We start from the raw sequence: 16,214 nt of genomic DNA, 5'->3' as shown, positions 1-16,214 counted from the left end.
AAAGAACCCCATGTCTTCGTAACAGACATGGGGTTCTTTAAAGCCCAAGGCTGCCATCAGGCAGCCTTTCTCTATGTCTCGTCTCACGTCATTGCCTCAAGATTCCTTCGTATCGTCCTCTGGTTTCTTCTCTTCCTCGCCTTGCTCGCCCTGCTCCCCATCCTCAGACGGTTCCTTAATCGGCGGCTCTTCCTCAACAATTTCTTCTTCAGGCTTCTTCGCATCGCCTACGAATAGCATCGTCCTCACAACCGGCGGCTCCGGACGAATTTGCCCATAGAGACCCAGATAGATCTGCTCTATCTCCTCGCCTGTCAAATCACCTTGGTTCAACAGTTCCTCCGCAATCGCATGTACGAACTCGGAATGCGCGAGGATAAGCTTCTTCACCTGCAGCATCTGTTCCTTCAGCAGCTCGTTGATCTTCGGCCGCAGTGCGCGCAGCGAGTCTGCATGCGAGCCGATCGCGAGCCAGCTGAACAGCTCATCGCCCATGCCGACCGCGCCAAGGAAGGCGCCTGCCATATTGGTCGCCTGCTGCAGGTCGGAGGTGACGCCATTCAGCTTCTTGCCTAGGAACTCTTCCTCGACTGCTCTCGCCGCGAGGCAAACTTGGATGCTGGCGAGAATTTCGCTGTCGCTGCGATTATACCGCTCGTGCGTCGGTTTCGTCGCAGCAAGACCGAGCGCGTTGCCGCGGCGAATGATCGTTACCTTCCAGACGCGATCATGCGGCTTCAGCAAATATTGGGCAACGGCGTGGCCCGCTTCGTGATACGCCACATTCCGTTTCTCATCGTCGCGCATCGAACGGAGCGGCTGTTTCAGCCCCCACTCGTACGTTTCCATCGCTACGCGGAAATCCTGATATTCGGCTTCCTGCGCGCCGCGTTGATGGGCAATGACAACTGCTTCATTGACGATATGCTTAATCTGTGCAGGGCTGTAGCCGATTGTATCGAGCGCTGCTTTCTCTGCGGTGAGAGATTCGCCGCGCTTCACTTTATTGAGGTAATAGTGGAAGACGTCGACGCGGCCATCATAATCCGGCGTATCGACCCATAGCTGACGGTCGAACCGGCCAGGGCGCAGCAGCGCCGGATCAAGTACATCCGGCAGGTTCGTTGCCGCGATGGTAAGCACCGCTTCACGCTCCGCTCTCTTGCGGCGAAGGCCAAGCTGCCTTAGCAATTTCTTAAACTTTGAATTGTCCAAGTTCGGCGGGTCCATCTGCAGGAGCAGTTCGTTAAGAAGGCCTGAACCGCCACCCATACCCATCATGCCGCCAAGTGCCATGCCGCCGCCACCTTGACGCTTCATTCCTATCGCATCAATTTCGTCGATGAAGATGATGCAAGCGCCATACATTCTAGCGAGCTTCCTTGCCTTCTTATATATGCCCATGACTTTAAGGTTTCCGACGCCAAAGAACATGTTCTGAAAGCTTGGCGCCGAAGCATAAGCGAAAGGAACCTTCGCTTCATTCGCTATGACTTGCGCGAGGTAGGATTTACCGGTACCGGGCGGTCCGCACAGCAGGAAACCGCGGATGACCTCGCCTCCCATTTGCTTGAACTCCCGCACTCCTTTAAGCAGCAGGACGATTCGCTTCGCATTCTCGACAATTTCCGGATTCCCACGGTAATCTTCCCATGTCGAGCCGGTTTCGCCAGGCAATATCCAATACGTTCGCCCTCGCGCGAGAAACCAGAACAGCGCCACGAACTGAATAATGATGAACAACACGGCAAACAAGAGCTGAAACAATAAACTAAGAATCGTAAGCGTAATGTTCCAGACCGTCGGCCCTCCATTAATTAAGAAGACGGCTAAGATGATGAGGGCAATCAGCCAGAGGAGAAATTTACGCCACTTTACCCATTGATAACTCCTCATGGCCACACTTCCTTTTCCACACTTGAATTGGGAGCAGTGATGAAAAAATGCGGTACTATCATTTTATTAGTGCTCTTGCAAAATATGCTTTTCTCCATCCGCTTCCGCTCCTATATAAGACAGCATCTTACTTAATCCTATGAGCCCATCGATCGTTTATATCAATTGGCTGAAACTTTTTTAGTACGAGCGCCCTATGTTCGGGAAGACATAGAAAAAGACGCTCCATTCAGGAGCGTCTCATCCATAAAATCATTATGCTTATTGCAGTTGTGCTTGCTCCTGCGCTTGCTCGTAATCGTCTGCAGAGTAGAAGCAGCAATTGTTCTTCCCCTTCAGCTTCGCTTCATACATCGCCTGGTCGGCATGCATAAGCAGCGTCTTTCCTTCCGAGCCGTCATTCGGGTATATCGCAACGCCGATGCTCGCCGTTACATGAATCGGAACTCCATCGATTTCACGAAGCTGTTCGATGGCATGAATAATCTGCTCGGCAAGTGCCTCGAGCTGATCCCGGTTCTGGATATCCTCCAGCAGAACGATGAACTCATCGCCTGCCCATCTTGCACAGACGCCTGAGCTGCCTACACATAGTTGAAGCAAACTCGATACCTCTTGAAGCAGCCGATCCCCCATCTCATGCCCCAGCGTATCGTTGACTTTCTTGAAGCCGTCCAAATCCATGAAGAATACGGAGAAATTCGCAATCTGCTGCTTGGCGCGGTCGAGCGCTTCGATCAACCGTTCTCCTAAAAATCGGCGGTTCGGCAGTCCTGTCAGCTCATCGTAGTACATAATGCGCACTTCATCGGTACGGTCATGGAATCCGAACAGATGACCGTGCAGCTGCCCATCCAGTTCATCTGTAAGCGGACTGACGTAAGATTCGAAATACCGCGTCTTCTCTTTGCTCGTAGCAATCTTGGCTTGACTCCAGCATCCGCGCAATAATTTCATTTCGCTTCGATATCTCGCGTTCTGCGAGCCGGCTTTCACCAAGAAGAGCTTTATAGCGACTTTCACTTACTCCGACTTTTCGGTAAAGCACCGTCAAGCTCATATACATCTTCGTAAATTCGTAAATCATGCCGCATAGCACCGCATTCGCGCACATGAACGTGTTCCACTTTGCCACGTACCAGCCAAGGCTGAAACGGCCGCCTCCGCAAATGATAATGCATACATCAAGCAGCGATCCAGCAAAGCAATACATAGCCAAGCCGTTGTCACTGTGTTTCCTCGCGATAACCGAAAGAACAGAATGAGCGCGATCACACTGTAGATGATAATTGGCACGCTGATGTAGTATATGAACAGTGAAGTCAGATGGCCGTTCTTCAGCAGCGTGGGAAGGCTGTCATGAAACTTGGTCGTAAGTACGGTACATCCCGCAATTGACAAGAGTACTACCGTCGTTACCATCACGGCGAGTCTTCTTGCTTTTGCAGGGCTTAGCTGCTTCCCTTTGGACTTGGACTCGAACCAGACATAACCGAAAATCGCTGTCGGCAGCCCGATATGCCAGATTAAATATAGCGAAGGAGCGGTTTGCGTCCCTGCATGGAATAAGCCTGTTTTGGAGAAGATGCCAGGGAATGTCAATAAATACATCGCGCTCATACCGCCAGAGAACAGATACCCGGCAGCCAGAGAGAGAACCGATGGCAAGCGATTGATCCGGAATTGACTGTACAATACGTAAGCCGTTATCAGTTCGAAGCAGATTACGGTCGAGAATATCGCGGGCTGATACGCAGGTAGTTCAACCAGCTGTATGCGCGCGAACGGAACTGCAAACAGAGAAAGGACACAGATCAGAGCACCGATGACATAGACAAGCCTTCGCTGAGACCGGTTTGCAGGCGTGGACAGAAGATGTTGTACAGCGATTTTAGAAGCCTGATGCTCCATGGTTGCGCCTCCAAAAGATGTGGTATGCTATTTTTCGACAAAAGTCGACTAATTCCTCCCTTTATGTCAGCTATTTTCACAAATAATTCATAAGTCATGGACTTCTAGAGATTTTCCAATTATTCTCTTTAATAAAGAGACTTCATCTCATACTTCAAGCAGGCAGGTGAACGATATGGCTCAACTTTCGATTACGAAGCAGCAGGCAAGACGGTTCCTGCTGTTCTATCACGGACTTTCGGGCGAGAACGCCGAGTTCGAAGGCAAAGCAGGCATTATGGCATATATTCACCGCGTCGGCTGCATTCAATTTGATCCGCTTAATGTTGTAAGCATGAATCATGAGCTTGTCCTTCAGGCACGCATTGCGAATTTCGAACGGTCTATGCTTCAGGAGCTGCTTTATGAGGATCGTCGACTGATCGACCAATGGGATAAATGCATGTCAATCGTACCTGTTACGGATTGGCCGAATTTCAACCGCTTCCGCAAACAGCATGACGCGTGGTGCCTCGCGAATCAGGAAACCGTCGATCAAGTCCATGCCGAGATTGAGAAACGCGGCTCCCTCTGCTCGAGCGATCTGGATTATGCGGAGAAAATCGATTGGGGCTGGGGACCGACAAGATTGGCTCGAGCAACATTGGAGAGCATGTATTATGCGGGAAAGCTGATCGTTCATCATAAGGCAGGGACACGGAGATTTTACGATCTGGCTGAGCGGCATATCCCTGGCGAGTTCTTCAGTGCTTCCGATCCCATCGAATCGGACGAGCGGTATTTCGCATGGAATGTGCTTCGCCGGGTTGGCAGTATCGGCCTACTCTGGAACCGGCCAAGCGATGCCTGGATTGGCATTCGCTCCATGAAGAGCCGTCATCGGAACGAGGCGTTCAAGCAGCTGATCGCGAGCGGTCAGCTCATCGAGGTTAAGATCGAAGGCGTGGAGCATCCGCTCTACCTTCGCTCGTCAGATCGCGAGTTGTTCGAGCGAGCTATGGAAGGCGGAAGCAGCTTCGCTGACCGCGCGAATCGCGCCAGCCTGCTGGCTCCCTTAGATAATTTTCTCTGGGATCGCGCGCTTATCAAAGAACTGTTCGGGTTCGAGTATCGCTGGGAAGTGTACAAGCCAGCTGCCGAGCGCGAGTACGGGTACTATGTGCTTCCCGTCGTTTATGGCGACCAGCTCGTCGCACGTGTCGAGTTTGCGAACCAACGCAAAAATTCGCCGCTTACGCTTGTGAATTGGTGGTGGGAGCGCGATGTAACGGTAGATGCGGCAATGCGAGACGGCGTATTGGCTTGCTTGGAGCGATTTGCCGCGTATCTTGGAACGAGCATTGAAGCTGCCGGTTTGGCAAAATTGAAAGCGTAGAGAGTGAGGTTGGTCGAGCATGAGCATGAGGTTGCTGCTAGAATCTGAGCAATTAGAGGATTACTTGATCGAATCCGCTGAAGTCGATTTCTCCAATACAGCCGTAGCTGCGCTTGCAGATGAGCTGAGCCGGGAGGCGGGCAACGAGCTCGCTTTCGTACGTGCAGCGTTCGAATATGTCCGCGACCACATCTCGCACACATGGGACATCCAGAGCACACGCGTCACCTCCTCTGCTTCCGGCGCTCTGCTGCATCGTGAAGGAATTTGCTATGCCAAGTCGATGCTGCTCTGTGCACTGCTGCGGAGCAAAGGCGTGCCGGCTGGCTTCTGCTACCAGCGGCTGACGCTCGGCGATACGCCTGACACCGGCCATGTCATCCATGCGCTGAACGGCGTATACCTTGAGTCTCTCGGCAGATGGGTCAGACTCGACGCACGCGGCAACAAGCCCGGCATCGACGCCCAGTTCTCACTGGAAGAGGAGCAGCTCGCTTTCCCGATTCGGACATATTATGGGGAAATCGATTATCCGACGATCTACATCCATCCATATCCGAGCACGGTTGCTGTGCTGCATCAAGCGACGAACGCGCTGGAAATGTATTTGCAGCAGCTGCCGACAGCGCTATAGTGGCTTCATTAACTTGCTAACGGATGCACAGCGCTTATTCGTACCACAAACAGCCTTTTTCTGCTTTAACGGTTGCCCGTGAGCTTATTTAGTTCAAATCGAATGATTTCGACGTCATAATCACCAGATAGCCTCCATGGCAACCGTTATCGCGAGCGGGGCCAAGGGGAGCCAACCCAAAAACAGCCCTATCCAATCCGGATAGGGCTGTTGCTGTCTCATATCTACTCCCGACGATCTACCTTCGATGATCTACTCCCGATGCTGTTCCATCCATGACACGCCGAAGTCAACCAGCTCCCGAACCGGCACAATGCGGATCACCGCATCGCCGATCTTTCCAAGCTTCACGCAGCCGGTCTCTTCCTCGAATGCCTGACCAAGCACGTCGAAGTCGTCCGCATCAAGGTTGATCTCTTCGAGTGCAGCCCATTCCCTTCTGCCATCAACCAGAATCGGCGCATGGTTGGTCACATGCTTCTTTGCATATTTCGCGCGGTATTCCGCGAGATGAATGGATGTATTATTGCCATGATCTACGCCGAACAGCAGCACCGAAGCGCCGAGCTCGTACAGTTTGGCTAGAGGCGACTGCTCGCCAAGACCGTTTGCCAGCGAATGATCGGAAGTGATGTACGCCGCCTGCGGACCTCTCGCTGCAAAAGACAGCTGCGGATGGCAGCTTCGAAGCGTCCCATCCTGCTTGCGGAAGCATTCCACGACTGCGCCCATCGCCCTCGTCGGTGTCAGATCCGGCTGGAACGCCGGCATTTCATCGCGAATGAGCTGCCACCAAACTTCCGGGACCGCCGGGTTCTGCCATGGCGCCGGATCAGACAAGTCCCCGGTATGCGTCGGCATCACGAGCGTCCCTTCTTCACCGATGGCATCCTCAAGGGCAAGTACAATCGCGCTAGCGCCGCCAACAATCCAGCGATTCATCGACTTCAGCGAGGAATGGACGATCAAGGTCATCCCCAGCGTGACGCCAAGCGCAGACAAATCAGCGGCTATCGAGGTCCGAGTTACCGGCCATGCCGATTCATTGATGCGTTCCACGGTAAGCCTCCACCTTTTGCAAAAACTGTCTTACCGTCTGCAAATAAGCGTCTGTCTCTTCCAAGTAGCCCATATGCGAGCTTTCCTCGAACACATGCAGCTCCGCGCCAGGCACGAGCGACTGGTAATGCTGCGTCGACTCCGGAGTCGCTTCATCATAACGTCCACATAGGAACAACGATGGAATCGCGATCTCATGCAGCTGCGGAGTTACATCATAATGCTTCAAGTTGCCTGTTGGACAGAACTCGGACGGTCCCCACATCGTCATGTAGATCTCGCCGTTGCTCTTCGGTCTGCTGATCTTCAGAATCTCCGGCACCGGATTGAGCCGCACGACATGCCGGTCATAGTAGACCTGCATCGCGGCATGATATTCCTCGGAATCCGTCGTCCCCTGCTCTTCATGCAGCTTGATTGTCGCCTGCACGTCATCTGGCAGCTGTGCGATTAGCCTGTCGGCATCCTGCTTCCACATTTCGCTGCTCAAGCATGGACTGGAGAAAATCACGCTGTATACACCTTCCGGCTTACGTTCGATCAGATAAGATGCCGCGAGCATCGTGCCCCAAGAATGTCCCAGCAAGTGCATCTCCGTAAGGCCCAGTGCCTCCCGGATAGAAGCCAGCTCTTCCACGAAACGCTCGGTCTTCCAGAGCGAAACATCTGTCGGACGCTCCGAGTTGCCAGAGCCGAGCTGATCGTAGAAGATAACCGGACGTTCATTCGCCAACGCTTCGAGCTCCGACTTCAGCGGACCATGCGTATTGCCCGGGCCTCCATGCAGAACAACCAGCGGAATCCCCTGTGCGCCCTCTTCGGACAGCCGCGTGTACCAGACTTTGCCCCCAGGTACATCAATAAAGCCTTCTTCCGTCCTTCTATTATGCATTGGACACACCTCCGAGCAGCTGCTGAATCTCCGTAACTGCTTCTTCAACAGATCCCGCCTTGATCACCGTGCGATTGTCCATATCATAGCTCGTATCCGAGTGCGCATAACGCTGATCATAGTAATAAACGAGCAGCAGCTCAATCGCCATGCGGTATTCTTCATGCTGCAGCGCCCATTCGATCTCGGCGGCAATCGGCGTGTGAATCCGTGCTTTGATAAGCCGGAACGATTGAAGGCATTCCTCTTGATGTTCCCATGGCTGATAATCCTCCAGCAGATGCGTAACCCGTGCTTCAAGCGGAAGCTCCAGCCAAATATGCTTGCCTTCCTCTTTCTTCGCGACGAGTCGATCCGGCATGACAATCTTGCCAACCCGCTTGCTCTCCGCTTCCATTAGAAAATAGGGCGCGTGCTCTAACCGGTCAAGCTCATCCGACATCAGCGCATCGAACGTCTTCTGATTGTGCGACTTCAGCCCAATGTTGCCGAAGATGGATCCGCGATGTCCCGCGAGACGTTCAATATCCAGCACCGGATAGGAGTGCTCGTGCAGCTTGCGCAAAATCGCAGTCTTTCCCGTTCCCGTATTGCCGTGCAGCACAAAAGCCGGAGGCGTAAGCTCCATCTGCTCCAGCCGGCTAACGACCCACTGGCGATAAGCGCGGTAACCGCCTTCAAGCCGGTAGGTGCGGATGCCCATCAGGTCGAGCACCGTCGCGGATGTTTTGCTCCGCATCCCGCCGCGCCAGCAGAAGACGGCTCTCTTGCCCGGAATCTGGGCGAACGTCTTGATGAACGCAGGCAGCTTCGCCGAAACGATCTCAAGACCGCGCTCCTTCGCCGCTTGAACGCTGACCTGCTTATAGATCGTGCCAATCTCGGCGCGCTCCTCATCATTGAAGAGCGGAATGTTCAAGCTGCCGGGAATTGACGCGTCCGCGTATTCTGAAGGCGACCTGACGTCAATCGTGACGAGGCTGCCAGCTTGTCTCAGTGCTGATAAATCTTCAATTGCAATATCTTGAAACATCGACGTTTCCCCTTGAGTAGTTATTGTACGAAAATATGTCCAGGACGTTCATCAGTCACTTCGCCGATCAAGCTTGCTTCTACGCCCTTCACCTTGAGCGCCTCAAGCAGTGTCTCCGCTTGCTCGCTCGCAACTGCGATGAGAAGTCCGCCGGATGTGACCGCATCGCAAAGAATATAACGATCGATCTGATCGATGTCGTCAGCGAAAGTAACGTCATTCTCCACATGGGCGAAGTTGTTCTTCGTTCCGCCTGGCACGAACCCTTGCTCCGCCAGTTCACGAACTCTAGGCAGCAGCGGCACATTTTGCTTCTGAATATGTACGCTGACTTTGCTGCCCTTTGCCATCTCGAGCGCGTGACCGACCAGACCAAAACCCGTCACATCGGTACAGCCATGTACGTCGAACGGTTCCATCGTTTCTGCAGCTGTCTTATTGAGTGTTGCCATAACTTTCGTAAGTCGCGTTGTTTCTTCTGGTGACAGCTGATCTTTCTTAATAGAAGTCGTTAGAATGCCCACGCCAATCGGCTTCGTGAGAATCAGGCGGTCGCCCGGCTTCGCGCCAGCATTCGCCCGCACCTTATCAGGATGGACAAGTCCGGTAACAGCCAGACCGAACTTCGGCTCTTTATCATCAATCGAGTGACCGCCAACCAGCGTAGCGCCCGCTTCCGCGACTTTATCTGCAGCACCGCGCAGAATCTCGCTGAGCACGCGCTTGTCCAGCGTCGAAATCGGGAACGCGACGATATTTAACACCGTTAAAGGCTTGCCGCCCATCGCGTAGATATCGCTGATCGCATTCGCTGCTGCAATTTGACCGAAGTCGTATGGATTGTCGACGATTGGCGTGAAGAAGTCGAGCGTCTGCACAAGTGCCAGCTCGTCCGTCAGCTTATATACCCCTGCATCGTCGCTCGTATCGAGTCCGACAAGCAGGTTCGGGTCCGGCTTCGCCGGTGGCAGATTGCGAAGAACTGCCGACAAGTCTGCCGGGCCGATTTTGCAGCCGCAGCCGCCCTTGCTCGAATATGAAGTTAATTTAATATCGTTAATTGATTCCGTCATCGTGCTAATCATTCCTCTCTGAGACAATACTTAAATGGTACCTAAAAAAACACCAGCCTTCAAGCCGGTGTCTTCATCCGCCAATCTATTCCATAGTTAAGTTTCTTTGAATGGGCTGCATGACATCGAAGTACACGCCCCCTCCCGCAATAATTGGCTCATACGTATCCAATCCCCGGTTCACAAAGGCACTTACAGTATCGCCGTACTTGCCAAACTCCGCGCCATGGCAGGGACATATTAAGACGAGATCCTTTGTCTTCTTGCGCTGTGCGTCCGTAGCCGGTTCAACTGTGCAGCCTAAATGCGAGCACGCCGACGAAATGATAAGGATCTGCCCCGCAGCATCCGTCGTTACGTAGACGAACCCACGCAGCGGCTTCTTATACCAAGCATCCACATGTTCAGCTTCGTAATGAATCATCTTCATCGCGGTCAACGCCGACAGTTCCTCATAACTGCCCAGCAGAGCGATATTGCCCGGCCGCTGCTCAGCCTCCGCTTCGTTCTTGTGCGTCTTCGCGCCATAATAGAACAAGCCTGTTGTTCCCGATAGTGCGGCAGCAACACCTAATGCGAGTTTGCCTGTACTTCCGAGGAAAGCGCGTCGTGACAGCTTCCGCGGCATCCGATTGTTCATGCAGTCCACCTCCACATTCATACACACCAGCGCACCTTCCATTATATTCCTGAAAATGGGAAATAAAAAGAACTACAAAGCCGAAGCCTTGTAGTTCTTGTGACACTTTCTTATTCGTGAGTAGGCTCGATTGCAGGGAAGCCAATCTTCTGCCAACGGAACAGGCGTTGAGCGCGCGGCGACATGTTGTCGTATGTCTCTTGCGGAATTTGAATCCGGTTATCGCGGTCTACGGAAGAGTAGATAAGCGCGATGTTCGGACGGATTTCGTTGCCGCGGTTAGGCGTTCCTCTGTGCCACATGCGAACGTCGCGGATCAGAATGGAGCCTGCTGGCATGTGCACTTTCATCGACTGCATGTATTGCGCGAGATCTTCCGGCTTCGGCGCGTTCGGGCCGTACCAGCTGTCCGGCATCAAGTGCGTGCCGCCTGGCCAAATTTCCATAGGGCCATTGCCATCGTGTACATCAACGAGCGGAATGTTGAATACAAGATCCGTGATCGGCAGCGAAACTTGGCATTGATCGCCGAAGCGAGCGCCGTAGTCTGCGTGAACCGGTTGCGTCTTCTGGCCGCCTGGCAGCGATGTGTTGGACGAGAACAATGTTACGCTGTACTCAGGACCAAGCACTTTGTCGATGATTGCCATTGCGAACGGATGCTCAATAACGAGCGAATCGTTGAACGGTGCTTCGAATGGAAGGAAGATACCAAGGTGGTTCGTGCCTTCGTTGAAGCCTTTCTTCTTCAGGTAAATATCGTGGCCGTGCTTCTCAAGGAACCAGTCCATCGCTTTCTTGAACGATGTGAACAGCTCCGATACTTTATCTTTCGGTACTGCATTCTCGATAATGACGTAGCCGTTAATCTTAACAAGGTTGGCAGCCAGCTCTAGTGTTTCCGGTTTAAGGGTAAGCGTATCCAATTCTTCTTGACTGACTTTCAAATTCATTATAATCACCTCAAGGATTAGTTTGCGTTTGTAGTGTTGCGTGCTTTACATGTATTAAACTAACACATCTTTTCGTCCTTGGCTATAGTTTTTTAACAAACTTAATTAATTTCCCATAAAAATGTTCAAACAAAAAAGCTTGATCGCTCAAGCTTTCTCGAAATGAACCATTACGTGCTATTTAACACCTTTATCACCCTATTTATCGCCATCTAGAAGCTCAAGCTCCACAACTGTATCTATGCTGTCCGGCAGCTCCGCGCTGCTGAAGCTAATGAACGCATCCTCCGCATACTCCCACGCCATCCATGGTGTTTCTACCTTGATCTCTGTGCCGTCGCATAGCAATCTCGCGCGTTTGACCTTTCCGCTCAAGCCGCGGAAGTTGATCGGTCCCATGCCGCGGTCATAAATATGAGCGTACAGCATGTTGCCACGCTGCGTGTAGCGTCCCCACTCCGGTTTCTCCAGCTTGGACGGACCGCACCCATAGATGCTCCGGCCATTGCCATCCATCCATTTGCCAACTTCAGCTAGTACATCGAGCGACAGGCTCGGAATTTCGCCAAGCGCATTCGGACCGACATTGAGCAGCAGGTTGCCGCCTTTGCTGACGCATTCGACTAAACCACGGATGACCGTCTTCGGCGATTTGTAATTGTTGTCTCCTGAACAGTATCCCCAATGATCATTGAGCGTAATGCATGATTCCCAAGGTACAGGCTTACCTTCTTCATTCACTACACCTTCAGGCGGCAAAATCTGCTCCGGACTCTTGAAGTCGCCCGCATAAATTTCCGGATTTGCAGACTTCCCGTCACCGCCAAGCCGGTTATCGATTACGATGTTCGGCTGAATCGAGCGCATCATTTGCACAAGCTCGGTTGCTCTCCACTTCTCGCCTGTCATGTCGTCGTAGGAGAAATCGAACCACATAATATCGATCGGACCGTAGCCCGTGAGCAGCTCTCTTACTTGCCCATGCATATATTCGAGGTACTGATTGAAATCATACGTATAGTCCTTGAACGCTTCATTATCGCGCATCGGATGGATTTTGTCGCCATAATGAGGATAGTGCTCATGATGCCAATCAATGATGGAATAATAAAGGCCAACCCGGATCCCCACTTCGCGAAAAGCATCGATGTATTCTCGTATGAGATCACGTCCAGCAGGCGTGTTCGTTGCTTTGTAGTCAGTCAGCTTGCTGTCGAACAAGCAGAAGCCATCGTGATGCTTCGCCGTCATGACGGCATATTTCATGCCGGCTGCCTTAGCTGCTTTTGCCCATTGTCTGGGATCATATTTAATGGGGTTAAATTCTTCAAAGAACGGTTGGTAATCGTCTTTCGTCAGCTTTTCCAAGCTGCGAACCCACTCTCCTCGAGCTGGAATCGCATAGAGTCCCCAGTGGATAAACATGCCGAACCGTTCATGGACGAACCACTCCAGATGCGGTGCAACGGCTGATGCTGGTGCTGAAACTGGTGAAGTCGACATTTGACTGCGTCTCCTTTCTTATTTGAACGCCTCGAATATTTCTTCATACCGACCTTGGCAGCCCACATCGGCAAAAGATAACGGCTCGATACCCCGAGGTTCTGTCACGGATTGAGCTGATGCGAAGGAGATTTCCCCTTGGTCTGCTCCCATCAGCCCGGGATCTGCAAACACATTGCCGTCCTGCTCCTCAAGCTCCCACTCATTGATCTTCGTGTAATGCAGCACTTCCCTGAAGACACGGCTTCCGGTCCGGCTGTGCAGCACATTGTCCCTGAACGATGTAATCCCGTCTGCGGTCGTGAAGGTACCCATGTACGGATGCGCGTCATATTCCTCTGAAGGCAGCTTGTTCGGATTGCCTTGCGGTGAAATGAACTCAATCGACTCCGCCACCAGCACATTGCGCTCGAACGCAAGTCCGTAGGAATTATAGAACGAGAGCACCTGAGGACCCCGATCGAGAAAAATATTGCTGATATAACGGCTGCCCCTCGTCATATGGCTTAGCATTGGCAATCCGAGATTGACAGCCAGATTGCGCACCACCGTGCAGTTCGTGCATTTCTCGTCGAGATAGTACGCATAACGGCGCACATGCTCCTTCGATTTGGCGAAGACCGCGTTGCCGCTGACCGTCACCTGGTCGCTATGCCAGGATAAATAGATCGCAGAGCCATCCTTCATGAAGTTCATCGTATTGTATAGCAGATTTCCGCTGATCGTCGTATTTGAGCTTGTGGTCGAAATGCCGCTGTACGGCGTATCATGAATCTCATTATGGGAAATCGTGTGCCCAGTGCCGTCACCATTCACAGCAATGGCACTCGAGTACACGAGCCCGACATCGTGGATACGCGACCGCTCAAGCGTGATGTCTTCGCCACTCCACTGGATGCCGCCCGCTCCGGTATGGTGGATGTGGCATTCGGTGAGCTTGATGTGCATGCCGCTCAATTTAAATGCCCAGCCGCCCGTGTTGCGAACGGTGACGCGGTCGAAGGCAACGTCCTCCACCTCTTCAGCGTCGATTGCGGCGCTTACATGAATAGCGCCGAAGCCGCCCGCGGAAAGCGCAGTTGCAGCGCAGGCGAAAGTGAGTCCGGCGATGCGGATTCGATTTGCACCAGCTTCGAGACGGAGAAGCTGCTCCTTCGCAGGCGCGATCAAGCGGAGCGCTTCCGGTCGCTCAATCTCCTCAGGCAGCGGCCAATAGACTAGCTTTCCAGCCGTCCGGTCGAGATACCATTGACCTGGCTGGCGCAGCCCTTCCCGCACATTCCACGCCACATAGGTCATGGCGTTGTCGTTACGCTTATAGAACGCGCCTGGCGGATGACCCGGCGCATTCGCGAAGCGAATGGCGGTCACACCATCGCTTCCGCCTTCGATTGCGCTTTCGGCGTTGCCTTTGCTTGCTTCTTCAACCTGCGCGACGCCAACGAGCGATTCATCCCATTCATGGAATACGGTCAACTCCGCATTGTTCGGGTCCAGCCAGGCGCCGACGTCCGAGCTTCGAACGCGAAGCGTCATCATCTCTTCCTCGGCTGGCGGTCTCTTCCATCCGCCTGCGAAGGTCGATAGCCATTCGACGTCGAACTCGTTCAGATGCCGGAACGCGCCTTGCTCCGGAAGTCGCGCCCGCTGCCGGTATGTACCGTTCGCTTCGATCATACGGAAGTCGCGCGAGCGATCGTCTGCGCTCACGCCGTCCAGCTGCGCGGTCAGCCAATCGCCTTCCCGCTGCCAATTGGTAATGAACGAACCGCCATACAACACCGGATGCTCGTTCGGATATGCCTCAATCGTCAAGCCGGAATCTGCAGCCGTCAGGACGAGGCTAACGTCTTCGTATTCACCGGCTCGGACGATAATTCGTTTGTCCTCGCTGCCAGCGGCTTCTCTCGTTCGCGCCAATGCTTCCGAGAGCGTGCGCACAGGTGCTGCTTCTGTCCCCGCATTCGTATCCGAACCATGCGGGGCGACGTACAGCTGCAATTCTGTACGTGTCTGTTGCTCTGCCATTCGTAACTCACCTCTATTCAGCTTCTACTACCTTGATCGCTTATATCTGTCGTTTCATTGTTATCGATCGACGGTCACATAGTAATCCGTCTCCATATACGGGTATTGCTCAAGAAGACCTTCCGCAATCTCCGCGCCAAGACCCGGTGCCGATGGCAGCTCCAGATAACCGTTATGGATAACAGGCTGCTCCTTCAAGATCCCCCACTGCAGCGGACCTTGGATCATGCACAGCTCAAGCATGATCGGCTTCGGCAGCGCAGCGACCATATGCGCGTTCGCGAGCGTCATTAATCCGTTATGCCAGTTATGCGGAATCGTCGGCACGCCGTGATGATACGCAAGCTTGGCGATGCGGAGTCCTTCCGTAATGCCGCAAATGCCCGCATCTTGCTGCACGATCGCGTATGCACCTTGCTCCAGATATGGCAGAAACTGCTCCATTGTCGTGTACTGCTCGCCGCCAGTCACCGGCACATTCAATTGACTATTCAACCGTGCGTAGCCGGCGACATTGCGCATATCGAACGGCTCTTCGAACCAAGCGAAGCCGCCGATCTCATCCAGCCCGCGGCCGATGGCGAGCGCATCCTCCTCGTTCAGCCGCTGATTGCCGTCAAGCGCGAGCGCCATTCTTCCGCCAACCTCGCTTGAAAGCTCCCGGATGAGGCCCAGCATCCGGTCGACATTGATGCTGTCCCATGCCCAATGCGTGCCAAGCCGGAACTTGAACGTCTTGAAGCCTTGCTCCATGCAGCGAACCGCTTCCTCGATCAGCTGCTCCGGCCGATCGCGCCAATCGTAGCTGCAGCCCGCGGAAGCGTACAGCTCAATCCGCTCCAGCGGGTTGTCGCTCAGCAGCTCCGATACGCGCTTGCCCGCCGCTTTGCCGCGGATATCCCATAGTGCGCAGTCGATGCCGGATACTGCGCAGTCATAGCTCCAAGCGCGGCCGTTCGGCGACAGCGTCGTGCCAAGATCAAGCGGATCGCGGCCGATTAATAGCGGCGTCAGCCTCGTAACTTGTGCCCGAATCTGGTCGGGCACTCCGTAGGAGCAAGCTTCGCCAATGCCGATAATCCCGCCATCGGTATGAATGATGACGATGGTACAGTCCGCTTTCACGATGCGCATCGTCGTGGTGAACCATTCCCGCTCCGGTTCATGCTTCCGGGATAGACACAATGTCTCTACGCGAGTTATCTTCAGTCCCATCT

General features: G+C 53.3%; 14 protein-coding genes. 2 read left to right on the top strand and 12 right to left on the bottom strand.

Annotated features, from left to right (window positions below; genetic code table 11):
* Window positions 1-96: 96 nt before the first annotated feature.
* The 3 genes from A8990_RS01885 to A8990_RS01875 all read right to left on the bottom strand — a co-directional run bounded on the left by A8990_RS01885 (window position 97) and on the right by A8990_RS01875 (window position 3,807).
* Window positions 97-1,896: an AAA family ATPase gene (locus tag A8990_RS01885; RefSeq protein WP_116187302.1), complete on the bottom strand. Its 1,800-nt coding sequence runs from the start codon at window positions 1,894-1,896 to the stop codon at window positions 97-99.
* Window positions 1,897-2,157: 261 nt separating this feature from the next.
* Complete coding sequence (locus A8990_RS01880; protein ID WP_147306752.1) at window positions 2,158-2,853, bottom strand: GGDEF domain-containing protein; 696 nt, start codon at window positions 2,851-2,853, stop codon at window positions 2,158-2,160.
* Between the two features lie 126 nt (window positions 2,854-2,979).
* Entirely contained in the window at window positions 2,980-3,807 is an 828-nt protein-coding gene (locus A8990_RS01875) for an MASE4 domain-containing protein (RefSeq protein ID WP_116187300.1), read from the bottom strand.
* 175 nt (window positions 3,808-3,982) lie between these two features.
* Here A8990_RS01875 and A8990_RS01870 point away from each other — a divergent pair, with 175 nt between their 5' ends.
* A complete protein-coding gene (locus A8990_RS01870) occupies window positions 3,983-5,182 on the top strand; it encodes a winged helix-turn-helix domain-containing protein (RefSeq protein ID WP_116187299.1) in 1,200 nt (399 codons plus the stop codon).
* A gap of 25 nt (window positions 5,183-5,207) precedes the next feature.
* Window positions 5,208-5,816: a transglutaminase-like domain-containing protein gene (locus A8990_RS01865; protein WP_116187386.1), complete on the top strand. Its 609-nt coding sequence runs from the start codon at window positions 5,208-5,210 to the stop codon at window positions 5,814-5,816.
* A gap of 252 nt (window positions 5,817-6,068) precedes the next feature.
* On the opposite strand, the gene A8990_RS01860 is transcribed toward A8990_RS01865, so the two are convergent.
* The 9 genes from A8990_RS01860 to A8990_RS01820 all read right to left on the bottom strand — a co-directional run bounded on the left by A8990_RS01860 (window position 6,069) and on the right by A8990_RS01820 (window position 16,212).
* On the bottom strand, window positions 6,069-6,875 hold the full coding sequence (locus A8990_RS01860; RefSeq protein WP_245995799.1) for an AAC(3) family N-acetyltransferase: 807 nt from the start codon (window positions 6,873-6,875) through the stop codon (window positions 6,069-6,071).
* Window positions 6,859-7,767 carry a proline iminopeptidase-family hydrolase gene (locus A8990_RS01855; RefSeq protein ID WP_116187298.1) on the bottom strand — a complete coding sequence of 303 codons (909 nt, stop codon included), beginning with the start codon at window positions 7,765-7,767 and terminating at the stop codon, window positions 6,859-6,861. The genes A8990_RS01860 and A8990_RS01855 overlap by 17 nt, the downstream gene beginning before the upstream one ends.
* Entirely contained in the window at window positions 7,760-8,800 is a 1,041-nt protein-coding gene (mnmH, locus tag A8990_RS01850; RefSeq protein ID WP_116187297.1) for a tRNA 2-selenouridine(34) synthase MnmH, read from the bottom strand. Before mnmH ends, A8990_RS01855 begins: the two co-directional genes overlap by 8 nt.
* A gap of 20 nt (window positions 8,801-8,820) precedes the next feature.
* On the bottom strand, window positions 8,821-9,873 hold the full coding sequence (selD, locus tag A8990_RS01845) for a selenide, water dikinase SelD (protein WP_116187296.1): 1,053 nt from the start codon (window positions 9,871-9,873) through the stop codon (window positions 8,821-8,823).
* Window positions 9,874-9,958: 85 nt separating this feature from the next.
* Window positions 9,959-10,513, bottom strand: a complete 555-nt coding sequence (locus tag A8990_RS01840) for a Rieske (2Fe-2S) protein (RefSeq protein ID WP_181909351.1) — start codon at window positions 10,511-10,513, stop codon at window positions 9,959-9,961.
* A 110-nt stretch (window positions 10,514-10,623) separates the two neighbouring features.
* Entirely contained in the window at window positions 10,624-11,466 is an 843-nt protein-coding gene (locus A8990_RS01835) for a phytanoyl-CoA dioxygenase family protein (RefSeq protein ID WP_116187294.1), read from the bottom strand.
* Between the two features lie 198 nt (window positions 11,467-11,664).
* A complete protein-coding gene (locus tag A8990_RS01830; protein WP_116187293.1) occupies window positions 11,665-12,969 on the bottom strand; it encodes an alpha-L-fucosidase in 1,305 nt (434 codons plus the stop codon).
* Window positions 12,970-12,987: 18 nt separating this feature from the next.
* Window positions 12,988-14,997 carry a right-handed parallel beta-helix repeat-containing protein gene (locus A8990_RS01825; protein WP_116187292.1) on the bottom strand — a complete coding sequence of 670 codons (2,010 nt, stop codon included), beginning with the start codon at window positions 14,995-14,997 and terminating at the stop codon, window positions 12,988-12,990.
* A 60-nt stretch (window positions 14,998-15,057) separates the two neighbouring features.
* On the bottom strand, window positions 15,058-16,212 hold the full coding sequence (locus A8990_RS01820) for a mandelate racemase/muconate lactonizing enzyme family protein (RefSeq protein ID WP_116187291.1): 1,155 nt from the start codon (window positions 16,210-16,212) through the stop codon (window positions 15,058-15,060).
* Window positions 16,213-16,214 lie beyond the last annotated feature (2 nt).

The sequence above is a fragment of the Paenibacillus taihuensis genome, from assembly GCF_003386535.1.
Lineage (GTDB): Bacteria > Bacillota > Bacilli > Paenibacillales > Paenibacillaceae > Paenibacillus_Z > Paenibacillus_Z taihuensis.
The sequence above is the reverse complement of the archived record's forward strand: the minus strand, read 5'-3'. Positions and strand labels throughout refer to the sequence as shown.